The organism is Butyrivibrio sp. WCE2006, assembly GCF_000701985.1.
Taxonomy (GTDB): Bacteria; Bacillota; Clostridia; order Lachnospirales; family Lachnospiraceae; genus Butyrivibrio.
Genome location: NZ_JNKH01000015.1, coordinates 1 through 14,653 on the forward strand (window position 1 = coordinate 1; position 14,653 = coordinate 14,653).

Here is a 14,653-nt window from a genome sequence, read left to right on the forward strand (position 1 = left end):
AAAAACTTTACCCTAGCTTATTTTTTCAAGCACCCTATTTTTTTCTAATGAATTCCAAATATATTTACCAAACTTTAATAAATTACTATCAAAAATTCGTTTATAATTATTATAGCTATCTGCTAAAAGTTTTGTTCATTTTATCACTTTTAAAGGAGTGTTATGGGACTTATAACTCTTAATTCCAATCAGGTTATACATAGATCCGGGGATAAAGTAGAATCATTGGAAATCGTCGTAAAAGGCTCCGTTTCTGTTTCAGCCAATGGCCAGTCAATCACAATTGGCACCGGTGGCATACTGGGTGTTGCCGAAAAACCCGGAGCTGAATACATTTTCACCTATTCTGCCAATGAGGATTCCTCCATCTTCTCATACGCTTATACAGATATTAGTGACATATATAAAGTAGTAAAATGCAATCCCAAAATAGCGCCCATTCTGGCGGCTCAATCCGTAAAAACCGTCGTTCTCAGTCTTGATAAATACAATGATGACTATGAAACGATTCAATCAGAATATGACCGATTAGACACAGACAGAGCAAGTTATCCCATGATGGCAGTTTCTGTAGGAATGGATATAGAGACTTTCCCGGAGCTTGATGACATTGAGCCTCCGGTAAAAGAGTATGCCCTAAGCGAATGGCAGGAAAAGTATTTCAGAAGTCTGAACTCCAAAGAGGATCTTATGAAAAAGGCCTGCTATTGCTGCTCTTCCGATATAGCAAACGGCTTTATTATGAATGCCGTAGAAGCCCTGAGTTTTATTTCTGCCTGCAGGGACAAGCTTTGGGAATATAAACGCGGTTTTCAGAAAGAAACCGGTAAATTCTATCAGACAATGCAGCTTGCAAAAGCAAAGTCGGATGACCTTAAGAGAAACGGCTCTGATGACGGTGTCTTGAGCATAGATATTCACAATGCCCTCAATACCATATTGCAATATGCAGATACCGATGAAGAAGTAACAGAAAACTTCAAAAAGGCTGTCACTGAATTCAAGAATTCACCGGTCAGAAACGATACTACCGATGAAAGCAGGCTCCTTCGAAGAAATGTTGCCAAAGATTTCTACAGCATCTACACCGCTGTCTTTTTAAGAAGCCTGAAAGACCCCCATGTTCCATCAGAAATAATGATGTTTCTAATGTTTGGTTTTGTCGATGAAAATCTCGCAGGGCTTGAAAACACAAGGCAGCTCTATGCCCTTATGAAAACCTATACACCCGATCCCGAAGGCCGTGTTGTTACCATCTATGAATGGTTAAAAAAAATATATTCCATGGAGCTTGAGCCCTCCAGGAATGAGTTTGATGAGGATTATTTCACTGCACTGAGAACGCTTAAAACAAACGGCGAAATTTCCGAAGAACAGATGGAATTCATGAAACTGAATCCCTTAGAAAGACTTAAGTTCGAAATAAAAAATCTTTTTGCTCTTGGAAACAGAATGACCTTCGGAAGGCCGACCACTTTTGTTCCCGTTTTTGACGCTGAAAATGTAATACGTCCACTCGAGAGCGCTTATATCACCACTCAGAGAATTAATGATTTCTATGAATCTATAAAAACCATAGATTTTTCCCTGTTTTGCAGGCAGACCATTTATTCCAATCCCGAAATAGGAATCACTCAGGCATTTGTCGACGAAGACATTATGCCTTATACTATACTAATGCCAAATATGGGAAGCCGTGCTTCTCTCTGGCAGGAAATAGAGGGCAAGAGAAGAACCACTCCCGCAAGATTTATCATTTCTATTTTCAACACGGAGACTCTTGAGGATGTTATGATACGTCTGTGCGGCGAGTTCAGGTGGGAAATGTGCAAGACCATGCAGGGTGTTCACTGGAATGATGTGACTGACCCATCCCTGACATCAATGTTTTGCGATTATCTCCAGTTCTATAAAAAGAATCATTCACTATCAACAGATATGAAGGAAAAGCTCAGGGGAGATTTAAAACGATACAGTAACAATTTTAAAAATGTGTTTATTGCAGATTATATCAGTTACATCAAGTTTGAATCCAACTCCTCTCCCCGCCTGAATAAGGTTTCAAGAGAGATACTGTTTACTTATTGCCCATTTTCCAGAGAATACCGTGAAAAGCTTGTGGACAGTCCAATTTACTCCGAGCTTATAAAGAAGCATTCCGCTCGCACCGGAAGTCTGGCAAGACCTCTCTCCAACATGATAAGGAAGGTCAGAAACGAGGGTAATGAAGTTCCAACGGAGTTGCTGGATCAGTTTGACTATCTGCAAAAATAGTTCTATTTAAGAAAGGATATATATGCAATTTAGATGTGATGAATGTAATTATTATGAATATGATGAGGATGATGATGCATACTACTGCAGCGTAGATATGGATGAAGATGATTATGCAAGACTTATGGGTAATTCCAGAAATGAATGCCCCTATTATCAGAATAACAACGAGTATGAAGTTGTTAAGCATCAAATGTAAGGATGCAATCGAACTATAATAGTTCATATGGGGTCTTACTAATGGCTCCTCAAAAATACTTTCTTATGAGAGGTAAACTACTTGAACGTCTATGACTTCGACGAAACAATATACAGTAAAAACAGTACTGTAGCTTTTATATTATGGTGTATGCACAGGGACCCCAAGCTCTGGCTTTCGTTCATGCCATCATTTTCCAAAAGTCTTGTGCTGTACAAAATAGGAAAAATCCCCACTTATCTTATGATGAGACATTTCTTTTCCGTTTTGGGAAAAATAGATGATTTCGATGAAAAGATTGAAAAATTCTGGGATGAAAACGAAAAATTCATATCTGAGTGGTATCTGAAACAGAAAAGGTCCGATGATCTGATCATCAGCGCTTCTCCCACATGTATTATTGCTCCCATAGCAAAGCGGCTGAATATAAAGTTTGTCGCAACAGATTATGACAGGGAGACCGGAGTTTTTGTCAACAACCTAATGTATGGCAAAGGAAAAGCCAGATATATCATCGACAGTGATTTTCCTGTAATTGAGAATTTCTACTCCGACTCGCTTTCTGATACTCCCATTGCACTATGTGCGGAAAAGGCTCATCTTGTGGTAAACAAGGCACAGAAAATTATCGACTGGCCGCACCTTGATAATGACATCCTGAAAGAAGTCCGCCGCCAACTCAACACCGGCTGGAAAATCCATATATAATAATACGTCCCGAGTAATGACTTCACCCCGGTTGCCAAAAGCGCATAATCGGTTGAAGATATATATACTCGGGACTAACATTTTCTTTATGTGTTTTTGCATTACAATCATAAATCAGATGTGCAGCAAGGGCATTTTGTAGCTTTGATGTTGATTTCGCTCTGGCAATGAGGGCAGATCTTTGTTGTAGGTGCCTCTTCTTCTTTTTCCTTCTTAACCTTGTCACTAAGCTTATTAAGTGACTTGACTATGCAGAAAATAACAAGAGCCATAAGCAGGAAATTGATAATTGCTGTGATGAACACACCATAATTAAGAGTAGCTGCTCCTGCTTCCTGAGCTGCTGCAAGGTTAGGGTAATGAGATCCATCCAGAGCAACAAACCAGTTAGAGAAATCGATTCCTCCTGTAAGTACGCTAATCACAGGCATAATGATGTCATTAACCAGTGAAGTGATGATCCCCTGGAATGCTCCTCCGATAATTACACCGACAGCAAGGTCCATAACATTGCCGCGCATTATGAATTCACGAAATTCATTAGCAAACCCCTTGCCTTTTTCCTTAGCTTTTTCCTTGTCTACTACCATTGTTCTCCTCCCTTCAATTTTTTATTCATTTGTGAATTATAAAAAAGAAACTTTTTTTCAAACCTCTTGAAATTATACCACATATTGGGTATTATTAAATAGTTCTTTGCAGGACTAGTACATCGGTAGTATGTCAGCTTCCCAAGCTGAAGAGGCGGGTTCGACTCCCGTGTTCTGCTGTGCCTTAGTCCGCATGACTAGGGCATTTTTTATTTTCCGTGTGAACTTAGATCACTTCCAACGCTCCCCTTGTAAGAAGTCCGGCAATACCATCAACTTCACCCCCATAATAAAACAAGTCCGGGGATAGACTGACCGGCAGCACCTTATAAAATTACTGACCATTAATCACATCTTTTAAAGCTTCAAACAGTTTTTCCTGATCTTCTTCACTTATGAAATCATTGATATCAAGTTCTTTTCCTGTACGATCTTCATACATTTCTTCGAAAGATCTTCCCTGATCAGCAGGGTCCAGGTCCACATCCTTTGCATGGCTTTTGAGTGAATTATCATCTGAAAGAGCTGCATATGCAAGATTGTGCTGAAGCCATTCAAAAGCCAGATCAGAGGCTTCGCGGTAGCTCTGCATGTCTCTTCCATGTATAGGGTGAACATCGATAAGAGCCTGACAGATTATGGTTATATCCGCTATATTATTTATTTTATAGGAATCCTCAACTCTCCAATTGTCTGTTGTGTAAACAGCGCTGTAATCTGTGCCGTCATATGTAAAGGCATAATTAGAACCATTTCCGTCAAGATCTCTTAAATTAATATCCGCTGTGGAATTAAGTATCCCCTTCTCACCTGCTTCCTTTGCCTCGGCAAGCTCCTCTTCAGAAATGTTATTCTCTAAAGCTTCAGTGATTTGCTCCGGGTCTAAATCATTACTGTCTGCATCCTCAGTTGCACCGGTTGTGTTATCTTCAGCCTTATTTTCTGATTCATTATCAGATGCTGCTACCTCTTCTCTATCAGATACATCTGATTTTGTCTCTTCCTCTGAATAATCTGTAGCTTCATTTTCCAGATCGGGACCTGAAGCGCCATTGCTATCTTCGTCAGTATCAGAAGCTTTTTTCTCAGCTCCCACAGGTTCAAATATTCCACTCTCAACTGCATCTTTATCATCTTTGGTAAGTCCTAATTCACCAATATCGCCACAGCCCGCAACCAGTACTAATGCAATTGCCGCACTAATAATTCCTGCTCTATTTTTATTAAACATATAGTTTATCTCTCCCATATTTATTACTTTCAGAATAAATTCATATTATCATAAGTTCCTCAGATAGTTCATATTCCTGCAAATCCATCCTGTATACCTTTCCTAATTATACATTCTTTAGCATCAGATTCAAGAATCCGGAAATCTATAGGAATTCCACGAAAGCCACAATAAGTTTTTCGCTTTCAAAATTCTCGCGGAGCGTTTTTTACAGGAAGCCATGAAATAAAAAGACTGCCACACCATTTAGTATGACAGTCACAACATCTCTTACAGTATCCGATTTTAACATTGCTATTTCTTTTTTGTTTTAGGCTTCAATGCAAAATCAACCACAGTTTTTATACATTTATCAACGTATTTTCCACCGGCTACCTGCTCAAGCTCATCATCATTGATTTCATCGTAAGTCTTAACCATATCATTTTCAGTTTTAGCGTTCATTTCAACAGTATTCATTTCTTCTGCTCTCGTCATGCTTCCACCTCCTTATATCCATGAAGGTTAAATTGTTATGCACCCTTCACCCCGTCAATCATTATACGACATATTTTTGTATTATTCACTTAATATATTATTAAAAAACTATAATCAAAATAATTATTCTTATTCCTGTACCTTTTCATCGAAAGTGATCCAGTTTCCATCGTAGTTGATCATTCTTCATCTTCCTCTAAAATCTGACTAAGTCCGGTCGGATGCCAGTACCATTACCCACTCACTTCGTTCATGAACGATACCAGGCTCCATGAAAATGTTTGTGGACTCTTTGTTATTCTTTCTTCTTACAGCCTCATCATATAAAACGCAGTCCAACAAATGTCCAACACATTTCAGAAAATTTCAGGAATTTTCATTTTCTGAATTAACACTTTCAATGAGTTCTCTCCTATCCCAGTATGAAAGGTTGTCCATTGTTCTAAAACCTCCTGCCATCTGGGATTCATCCTGTCCTACTAAGCTTTCTTCTTTTAGCTTTTCTATTTTTCCATCGAGCCTGCTGTAGTAAATATCTGATGAGTAAGGATCAATATTTCTCGGAACATTCCTATCATCTTCCACATAAGCAAATAAACCGTAAAGTTCTGTTTTGGATGCTGATTCAGGATCAACCTCATTTACATTAACCTTGTAGAGACTTTCCTGTCCGTTTCCGGTGACATATACCTCCACTACAGGATTTGCAGGATCATAATCATCCGGATACTTTGCCTTTAAATCATATTCCCCGCCATTCTCTGACACGGTCGTCGTCTCATGGAAAAAGGCACTTCCATAATAATTTTGAGGAACATCTGACTTCTCTGATACAGTGCTGTCATCCTGTGGGAACATGTCCTGATTATTTTTATTCATTCTGTCAAAAGTACTAGAGCTACCAGGTACATAGCTGCCATCCTTTAAGCCATTCAGTTTTTGAAGGAAGGAGTCATAAAAGGCATTTTCTTTAGACACATAAGCCTTATTTGCAGATGTTATCTCCGAATTATTTCTCTCATATTTGGCTACATTAATTGCATCTATTGCAGAATCTACCGTGCCGCCAAGTATGTCCTGAACGCCTGATATGTTATTATCAGTCATCTTCGCGCTCTCTTTCATTTCTCCATAGAGACTGGTAGCGACTGATTCCTTATTGCCATCAACATATCCCAAGCCGTTATATCCGGTTTCTCTTGCAGCGTCTATCCAGGCGCTTTTTACAGCCTCTGAAGCATTAGGTGCAACCCTCTCCAATGCAGCTACATCTCCATCTATTCTTTGGAGCTTGCCTATTGCGGTATTCTTTTTTCTCTGAGCTTCCCACTCCGCCTTGGAATAATCTGATTGTGAGGTCTTTTGTGCAGTATTTGCAGCATTATTAAAACAGATTGCAAAATTATCGGTTCGTGTATTTTTTAAATCATTTATCTTTGCATTAACAGCCTTATATTTATTGGTGTAAATATCCTGCCCATGCTTAAGCTCTGTCAAATTCAGCATCCGCAATTTCCTCCTCTCCGTAAACCGGGATTCTCACTAGTGCTGCTGTCATTAAATACCTCGACTTTTTACGAAGTATAAATTGTTCTTCTGCAAGGCGGAGGAATGAGTCGTACCGGGCGGTACGGCGATTGACGCCAACGCAGCAGAAGACAATTTAGACAAGTAATAAAGTCGACTTATTTGATGACAGTAGCACTAGACTCGTTAATACCTCGTCAAGTATTCACCCATGGCTCGCACTAAGCTCGAAAAAAAGCCTAATATCAGTAGATATCACTCCATTGATATTGGGCTTTTCTGTTATATCTGGTATATCGGATTGTTTTTACAGATACTTTATAGCAAAAATAATATTTTTAGCACAAAAATTCATTTTTATTATTTTATTGATTTTAGTCGCGTGTTTTACCTATCTTTTTCCCTGACATAAGTGCCAATAAGAATACTGAAAAGCTTGCAAGCATTCCTATAAATGTCATCGTTATACGATCGTCATCACCTGTCCTTGGCAGATCATTAGTCTGGTCGGTTGTCGTTGCTGTATCTGTAGGAGTTGTAGGAGTAGCAGGCGTCACAGTCTGTACCGTAGATGCAGCGTTCGCAGCATCGGCAGCATTGGTAGCGCCTGCCGGTTCACTTGCCGCTGCGTTTGCATTATCGTTTGCAGGCGTCTGTTCATCCCCCTGATTTCCTCCGGAATTACTCTCTTCACCAAGTAGTCCTGCGTCATAATTATCATTTATATCGACTGTAACTGCACCTGCTGTGATAGATGTGGCAGGTGTAAATAAAAGCATCGCACATAAAGGCAACGCCAATAGAAATTTAAATTTTCTCATAATCCTGTCTCCTTCCTGTCAGCCGACCCTTTTGGCAACCACAAGCAGTCTTCCGTTTTTCATGGTGTAATCACAGGTCGATAGTGTCAAAAGCTGGTCTCCATAAGTTGCTGTAGCTGCAATCTTGTGCATGGATCTTGCTTTTAGATTGGCAACATATTTATCAAAGGATTCCTCATCACCTATATTTATGTAGTCTGCATAATTAAAGCCATTCTTTTCGCCATTCGCAGTTGTATCAACAACAGCTATTATTTCATAAAATCTCTGCTCTGACGGTGTATCCAGTTCAATAGCCTGATGCTTTCTAAGATAGTCATCCTCCTTGTAGTATTTAAGCGTTCCAAACAGTGCACCTGATTTCATGTTATGACCATGTATGAGCAGATGATTATCAGACATATCAAAACTGCATCTCTTATCCAAAACCAGAAGCCCGTTCCTATCTTCATTTCCAAAGAAATCGTGCTGGAGATAAAAATCATTATCTCCCTCTTTATACATTATCGGATAGTCGATTTCTGAGCCATTAATCCTTAGCCAGCCGCTTAAATCTCTATTCTTTTTATAAAGGTATTCTATTTTCAGAGAAACAAGATTCGTAATCTGCTCTTCGGAAGATTTACTTTTTTCCTCCATGACAGTCTTTGAATTTGAAACTGAGACTGCTGCCATGGCCTGAACTTTTCTCATATTAGAAGTGCTTCTATGCTCCTTTAAAAGCTCGATAGCAAAAATACCTGTCATTACCAGAAAGGTAATGCAGGATAACGTAAGGATAGTATTTCTTATTGTCTTTTTTAAATTCCCCCTACGCCTTCGCATAAGCAAAATTCCCCATACCATTTTAATAATTACAATACTTATATCGGCGAAAAACCTCTAAATGTTTATAGCAAATCCATCCCTATATCATATACATTGCCATTAACTGCATCATAAAGCCATCTTGCCATAGTCACATTATCCTGTGTGAATTTAGTAAAATATGGCTCTCTCACAGCCGTATGTACAGTTCCTCCTTTTGTAACTATAGGAAGGATCCAATTATCTATATACATTCCAAAGGATGGAGTCAGCTTTTTTAACTCCAAAACCATCTCCTTCAGCTGAAGATAATATGCATCCTGAACATCGGAATCCGTCTTATATTTCTTCTTGGTAATATCATTGTAATATGCAGTAAGAACATAGTCCCTCGTAGAACTTGAATAAAGATATCTGATTCTGTCGCCGTACTTTGCATAAAGATTTCTATACCAGGACAGCGTAATATTATCTGATTTTATGGCATCGCAGATAGAAGAAGGCGCCTTCCAGACTTCTCTGGCAGTGTATGCCCATTTCTCATATAATAGAAGCGCACTGTCAGAAAGAAGTGTTACATCTGCTGCCTCCGGATACCATTTTGACATTATTTCATCAGCAAGGGCAGGTACAGCAAAAGCACCAGCGCTATTACCTGCAATAAGGAGTTTTTCAGGATTCTCAAACAGCTCCTTTGATATTTTCATTGCTTCCAGGAAATTCCTGTAACCATGAAAGTGAAGAACATGCTGCTCTCCATCCTCTCCCTCATAGGGAAAATCATTATTCCCAATATGAAAATCTCCCGTAGCATAGGCTATATCAATAATACTCCAGTCCCTGAAAGGATTCTCCGCATCGCGAAGATTCATGATACCCATATCGATATTCATGATCTGTGTAAAAGGCCTTAGATTATTCCAGTAGTAATTAGGAAGATCCGCCGCCATTTTTCCACCAGTGATAGGCCTTGCCGCAGTATATTCATTATAGGCAACGCCGCCTCCTGAAAAGAAAATACACAGCTTCTTGGGATCCGCAATTTTCACATAAACATGATACTGTGATCCATCACCTGACATTCCTTCAGGAATAATGACCCTGTACCACTTTTTATTTTCAGGTTCCTCCGGAAGCTCAGGAGCAATAAGATCCATATCAACGATTGTCTTACCTATTGAGTTCTCTACAAAATCGCCAAACTGCTGTCCAAGCTTCATCTTGGCAAGTTTTCTTCTTTCCTTGTAACTCATACACCCCTCGTAAACTTTTTTATACGTTAAACATTCTCTGAGTAGCACTTCTCAGCTGCCTGAATCCAAACAGGAATGTTGCCACCAGTGCGATCGCAAATCCGGCCATAACAAATACCGCTGTATATGGAAATGTATTTTCTCTGGTCCAGATAAAGTATGCCTGTAAAAAGGCAAGTATGGCATCCAGCACAATATAAATTATGTATTCCTCGATTCTGAGCTTTATTGCTTTAGCAATGACCCAACATGTAACGGCATGCATAACCAGTGCCAAAGGTATCATCCACATGACGCTCCAGCCATAGAACCCCGTCACCTTATCAATGTAATAGGCTACTATATTGGTCAATAACATTTCTATAAAAAGAACCTTTAATACGTTATAGCGATATCTCATGATCGCCAGAATATCAAACCATAAAACCACACTGCCAAGCACTACCATTCCTACCCAGTTAACCGCATCTCCAAACAGGTACTTAATTGCAGTTCCCATTACGATGATAATTGCCAGAAGGAATGTGCATATCTTGACGAAGGTTACTCCATTGATCCTTCTCTCAGGAAGAGTCGGATAGGGCTCATCAATTTCATCCGAGAAATCATCGATATCATACATCTTTTCATCAATGCCGGTTCGCAAAATATCCTGCCGGCTAAGTATCTTACCTTCACATAAAGGACAGCAGGTTTTGTCTCCCCTTATAGTTATCTTACATTTTGGGCAATAGTACATTACTTACTCTCCTTACTCTTCTTTTCATGATGCTGTACATTAAAATCATTTGTGCTGATCTCTACGCCGATTCCCTCTGAAGTAAGTCTTCTGCATAAATTAAGCATCGTGGGATGTGAAGTGAACGCCGAGCATTCACCAAATACCATTTTATCCCTGAAGCTGCAGATTGTTATCTGTTCTTTAGATGCCGTCATAAATGCTGAAAATCTCTCAATAAAAGGAGTAACCTCTGCCGGCATCCTGATCATTCCCATGTTTGATATTGATGTGGTAACACCTTTCTTGGCAGCTGCGTCAAATTGTCCTACAACATAATCCTTTATAAAAAGCGGAACTACCTTAATTGCAATATTATGCTCAAGTGCCGCATATGAATTCATGGTCTCGTTTATTCGTGAAGGCTCCAGCTGTTCCCTGAAAGCATTATTCACAACCTTTATAATGCTTTCTAATGTGCTGTCAAAATCCATGGGATCAAATTTGATACTTATAACCCCAAAGAAATTCCTTGCGGTATATGACTGAAAGTACTGTCTCAAATTCACAGGGACACTGACTACGATAGGCTTTTTCTTCTGCGCAGTTGACATGGTATCTATTATCGCTGCAATATATACCGCCGTGCTAAGTACTCCCACTGTAGAATTATACTTTTCAGCAAGCTTTTTGAACGCCTTGGCTGATACACATGCTTCAACAATATGAGATTCGTTATTACTGTCAACTTCACCGTGTAGCTGATATGCATCATTTGAAGACAGGCTCTTTAGCTGCTTAAGCCCCTTCTGATTTTGGTAAAAATGTTTGAATGAATCGTTATTCTTTTCCTGAAGAGATGCTATTTCAGCAGCAAAGAAATCGCTGTCCACATGAAAATCGTGAGCAATTTCAAGGTATCTCGTGACAAGACGCCTGAAAAACATAAGTGCCCCCGTACCATCTGCCAAAACATGGAACATCTCAATACTTATTCTTCTTTTATAATAAAATACTCTGTAGAGAAGATTCTTTTTACCCGGAAGATACAGAGCACTGCAAGGAGGAAGATGTTCCTCCTCTACAATGCATTCCAGATTACTGTCCTCAAGGTAATACCAGAACAGACCTCTTCTCAAAATACAGTTAAAGAAAGGGTATTCGACGATGGATTCGTCAAGTGCCCTTTGTAGTATGACAGGATCTATTTCCTCCAATAGTTCGCAGGAAATACGGAATACTCTCGTATTAGCTCCGCGAACCGTTGAAGGAATAATCTTTGCCGCATTATCAAGTTTGTACCAATTAGAACTTCTTTCCATTACCTTGCATCATCTGCTGTCAGAGATTCTCTACTGTCTCTGTGACAGGCTCAATTGGTGATGTCTTTACTCTGTATATGACATCCTCAAGTGAGATGAACTTTTTCTCCTGTATAAATTTTAGATATTTAGGCGTAAGCCTCATTGTAATCCTGGGCTCAAGCGCTTTATTCACTCTCTCGCTTATGGTCTTGCAGGCATCGGCGGGATCATGCGACATACTCTTACTCAGAACACAAAGAAGTGTTCCTACAGTCTGCACAAGACCGCTCATATTAATATCTTTTCCTGCATCAACAGTCTGAAGAGAATTGACACTCCACTTTTTCTTTTCAGAGTATATGCCATATTCGCAGTCAACTTCAACAAGCTTCTGAGTTTTCAGATCACGAAGCCATGCTGTGTTACCGTTTACGAATATATCCTGCACCTGGAACAGTGTTCCATTGTAGGGAAATGAGATATTCTCACATCCGGTCATGGTGATATTAGCCTGTATCCTTGCAACTTCGTCAACCTTTTCAGAAGCTTCCCAGCTTCCCTCTCCCTCAGGACCGTTTACAAAGTCACCCCATTCCTCTGTCTCGCGAATCACTTCATCCGGCTCTCTTTGAGAAATGCGTTTTCGTGTTCTCCCCTCAAGGCGATGTTTCCTGTGATGATAAATCGCACGACTTCCCATAGAAGGCATTGCAACGGTAAATCTGTCAGCAGCACCTTCCTCAAAAGGTCCGCATAGCGGATGTATACTTCTTTTTCTTCCAAAATAGTCAGAATCCATGATGATCTCTGACCCGTCCCTGTTCTCAAAGCGCTGTTCAGGCTCAAATGCTTCTCCCAACACTACAGAGGATATCATACGTGTCATGCTTCTTGGAAGATATTCATAAAGATTGGTATGAAGTCTGAAATGACCATCCTCTTCTTCAACTATGATCTTTACGATATGATTTTTCTCTATATATGCTCCCATCTCAGAGTCACAGGGCTGTGCACCGTTAAAGTAAGCATTACCTCCGGTGTAAACAGGAAGATGATCATAATATTTATCATTATATCCCTCTTCCCGTATTGCTGATGGATCCGGCTGCAGCGAAGCAAAATATTTCTCCTTCGAAGGATAGCCGTCATAGGGCTTTGTTCCGCAGATAAAGTTAATGAGTGACAGAGCTTCCATTCCTGAAGAATGAGCATAATCCCTTAAATCCTGCCTAATCTCTTTCTGCACGAAAATATTATTATAAAATCTGGCATCGCCGTGAAGTATCGTCATAAAGCCGGCGATCTTCGTTGAATGCGGCACATGGTAAGGCGTATATCTGCAGCTTTGGAACTTTTTACCGCCGTTATCAGTTCCCTCACCAACAAATGTAAAGGATCCGTGTATCATATTGTGAACAAGCGCAATCCCCTGCGTACTTAATCTGCATGAAATATCTGACAGCAGCAGGTTATGGTCAATAAGTGTGGGACCGTGTGAAACCTCCACAAAAATATCCTCACCCAGTGAAAGCCCGCTGTCTATTTCACAGCCTTCCGGAGGAGTATTGTCGTGGAAAAAGTTCTGGGTAACCCTTGTTCCCTGTGCCTGCCAGTCAAGCCACAGTCCTCTCGTACAGTGGTGAATATGATTTCTTCTGATAACGGTATCTATAGCTGCATGAATCTTAATGCCGCCTATCTCGGCACCTGCAAGATTATGCTTATTGTTTATCCTGTAAATATGATTATCTTCAATGGTTGAAAAAACAGCGCCCAAATGCCCGACTATTCCGGTCTGGCCACAGTCGTGTATCTCACACCTCCTGATGATATGTGAGCCAATGTTTTCTTTGTCCCATCCTTCATTTACTGCCTGACAGATTGCATCTCTCTCAGTCTGCGTTCCATCCTTGATAAAGGTTTTGGTCCACTTGTTATTATTTGCAGGCTGTAGATATTTTCCAAGAGAAATACCGCTGCACTTTGACTCCGAGATTTCACAATCCTCAATGATCCATCCCTTTGCCCAATGAGGTCCAATAAGACCGTCCTGATAAGCTGTGGGCGGTGCCCACTGAGTTGCCGCCTGGCAAAGAAGAAAGCCTGATACGGTAATATAATTTATTCCGTTAACAAGCGGCATAAAGCAGTTTCTTCTGACGCTTATCTCAACATTTTCCTCGTTGGGATTTTTGCCCTGGAAGTTGGCAAAAATAACAGTATCGTTCATTTCCTGAGCTGAAAACCAGGTATATACACTAAACTCCGGCTCCCAGGATGAACGCCTTATCTGAGGATTCTCAACCTCCTCCAGAGATCCTGCCTCATACATGGATTTGCCGTTTAAATACACATCCCCTGTATGTCCTGTCTTACCGCCAAAATACCAGTCGCCTTCAATGTATGTAGTGAATGGATTGTAATCACCAAAAATATTATTTGGAACATTGACCTTCCATACATCACCTTTAAAAGGTTCCCACTCTTTAATCTGTTCAGCTCCCGTTATGGTAGCGCCCTGAGGCTCTGTGGAACAGTAAATAATCGGCTGTTCCTTTGTACCTCCATGAGCAGGATGCACGAACTCCCTGTAAATACCCGGTGCCACAATTACCACGTCACCGGGCTGCGCAATGTCAGCAGCTTCCTGAATAAAGCGGAATGGATGGTTTCTCGTTCCGTCGCCACTTCGAACTACGCTCTGTGAAACATAAATCTGCATGGCTTCACCCCCATTAAAAAAA

Annotated in this window: 13 protein-coding genes and 1 tRNA gene; 4 read left to right on the forward strand and 10 right to left on the reverse strand. The window is 40.2% G+C overall.

Going from position 1 to position 14,653, the window contains the following annotated elements; genetic code table 11:
* The first annotated feature begins 162 nt into the window (after positions 1-162).
* The 3 genes from T501_RS20255 (at position 163) to T501_RS10990 (ending at position 3,181) form a co-directional block, all read left to right on the forward strand.
* Positions 163-2,274, forward strand: coding sequence for a cyclic nucleotide-binding domain-containing protein (locus T501_RS20255; protein WP_050008261.1), 2,112 nt, complete (start codon positions 163-165; stop codon positions 2,272-2,274).
* A gap of 22 nt (positions 2,275-2,296) precedes the next feature.
* Positions 2,297-2,473: a DUF6472 family protein gene (locus T501_RS21815; protein ID WP_196814185.1), complete on the forward strand. Its 177-nt coding sequence runs from the start codon at positions 2,297-2,299 to the stop codon at positions 2,471-2,473.
* Between the two features lie 81 nt (positions 2,474-2,554).
* Positions 2,555-3,181 carry a haloacid dehalogenase-like hydrolase gene (locus tag T501_RS10990; protein WP_049945720.1) on the forward strand — a complete coding sequence of 209 codons (627 nt, stop codon included), beginning with the start codon at positions 2,555-2,557 and terminating at the stop codon, positions 3,179-3,181.
* A 107-nt stretch (positions 3,182-3,288) separates the two neighbouring features.
* Here T501_RS10990 and mscL read toward each other — a convergent pair whose 3' ends face one another.
* Positions 3,289-3,771 (reverse strand): large conductance mechanosensitive channel protein MscL, encoded by a 483-nt coding sequence (gene mscL, locus T501_RS10995; RefSeq protein ID WP_044914822.1) that lies wholly within the window; start codon positions 3,769-3,771, stop codon positions 3,289-3,291.
* 108 nt (positions 3,772-3,879) lie between these two features.
* Here mscL and T501_RS11000 point away from each other — a divergent pair.
* Positions 3,880-3,950: transfer RNA gene (locus tag T501_RS11000), tRNA-Gly, on the forward strand.
* A gap of 155 nt (positions 3,951-4,105) precedes the next feature.
* On the opposite strand, the gene T501_RS11005 is transcribed toward T501_RS11000, so the two are convergent.
* From T501_RS11005 to T501_RS11045, 9 genes are all read right to left on the reverse strand, one after another.
* On the reverse strand, positions 4,106-5,002 hold the full coding sequence (locus T501_RS11005) for a hypothetical protein (protein ID WP_044914823.1): 897 nt from the start codon (positions 5,000-5,002) through the stop codon (positions 4,106-4,108).
* A 294-nt stretch (positions 5,003-5,296) separates the two neighbouring features.
* The gene (locus tag T501_RS11010; protein ID WP_026510018.1) at positions 5,297-5,479 is read right to left on the reverse strand and encodes a bacteriocin class II family protein; all 183 of its coding nucleotides are present in this window, start codon (positions 5,477-5,479) and stop codon (positions 5,297-5,299) included.
* Between the two features lie 366 nt (positions 5,480-5,845).
* Positions 5,846-6,985 (reverse strand): hypothetical protein, encoded by a 1,140-nt coding sequence (locus tag T501_RS11015; RefSeq protein WP_044914825.1) that lies wholly within the window; start codon positions 6,983-6,985, stop codon positions 5,846-5,848.
* A gap of 395 nt (positions 6,986-7,380) precedes the next feature.
* Positions 7,381-7,827, reverse strand: a complete 447-nt coding sequence (locus tag T501_RS11020) for a hypothetical protein (protein ID WP_044914827.1) — start codon at positions 7,825-7,827, stop codon at positions 7,381-7,383.
* 18 nt (positions 7,828-7,845) lie between these two features.
* Entirely contained in the window at positions 7,846-8,652 is an 807-nt protein-coding gene (locus T501_RS11025) for a class B sortase (protein ID WP_197027949.1), read from the reverse strand.
* 65 nt (positions 8,653-8,717) lie between these two features.
* A complete protein-coding gene (locus tag T501_RS11030; protein ID WP_026510021.1) occupies positions 8,718-9,887 on the reverse strand; it encodes a pectin acetylesterase-family hydrolase in 1,170 nt (389 codons plus the stop codon).
* A gap of 19 nt (positions 9,888-9,906) precedes the next feature.
* A complete protein-coding gene (locus T501_RS11035) occupies positions 9,907-10,626 on the reverse strand; it encodes a DUF6320 domain-containing protein (RefSeq protein WP_026510022.1) in 720 nt (239 codons plus the stop codon).
* Positions 10,626-11,927, reverse strand: a complete 1,302-nt coding sequence (locus T501_RS11040) for a hypothetical protein (RefSeq protein ID WP_044914828.1) — start codon at positions 11,925-11,927, stop codon at positions 10,626-10,628. Before T501_RS11040 ends, T501_RS11035 begins: the two co-directional genes overlap by 1 nt.
* A gap of 19 nt (positions 11,928-11,946) precedes the next feature.
* Positions 11,947-14,631, reverse strand: a complete 2,685-nt coding sequence (locus T501_RS11045; RefSeq protein WP_081843124.1) for a right-handed parallel beta-helix repeat-containing protein — start codon at positions 14,629-14,631, stop codon at positions 11,947-11,949.
* Positions 14,632-14,653 lie beyond the last annotated feature (22 nt).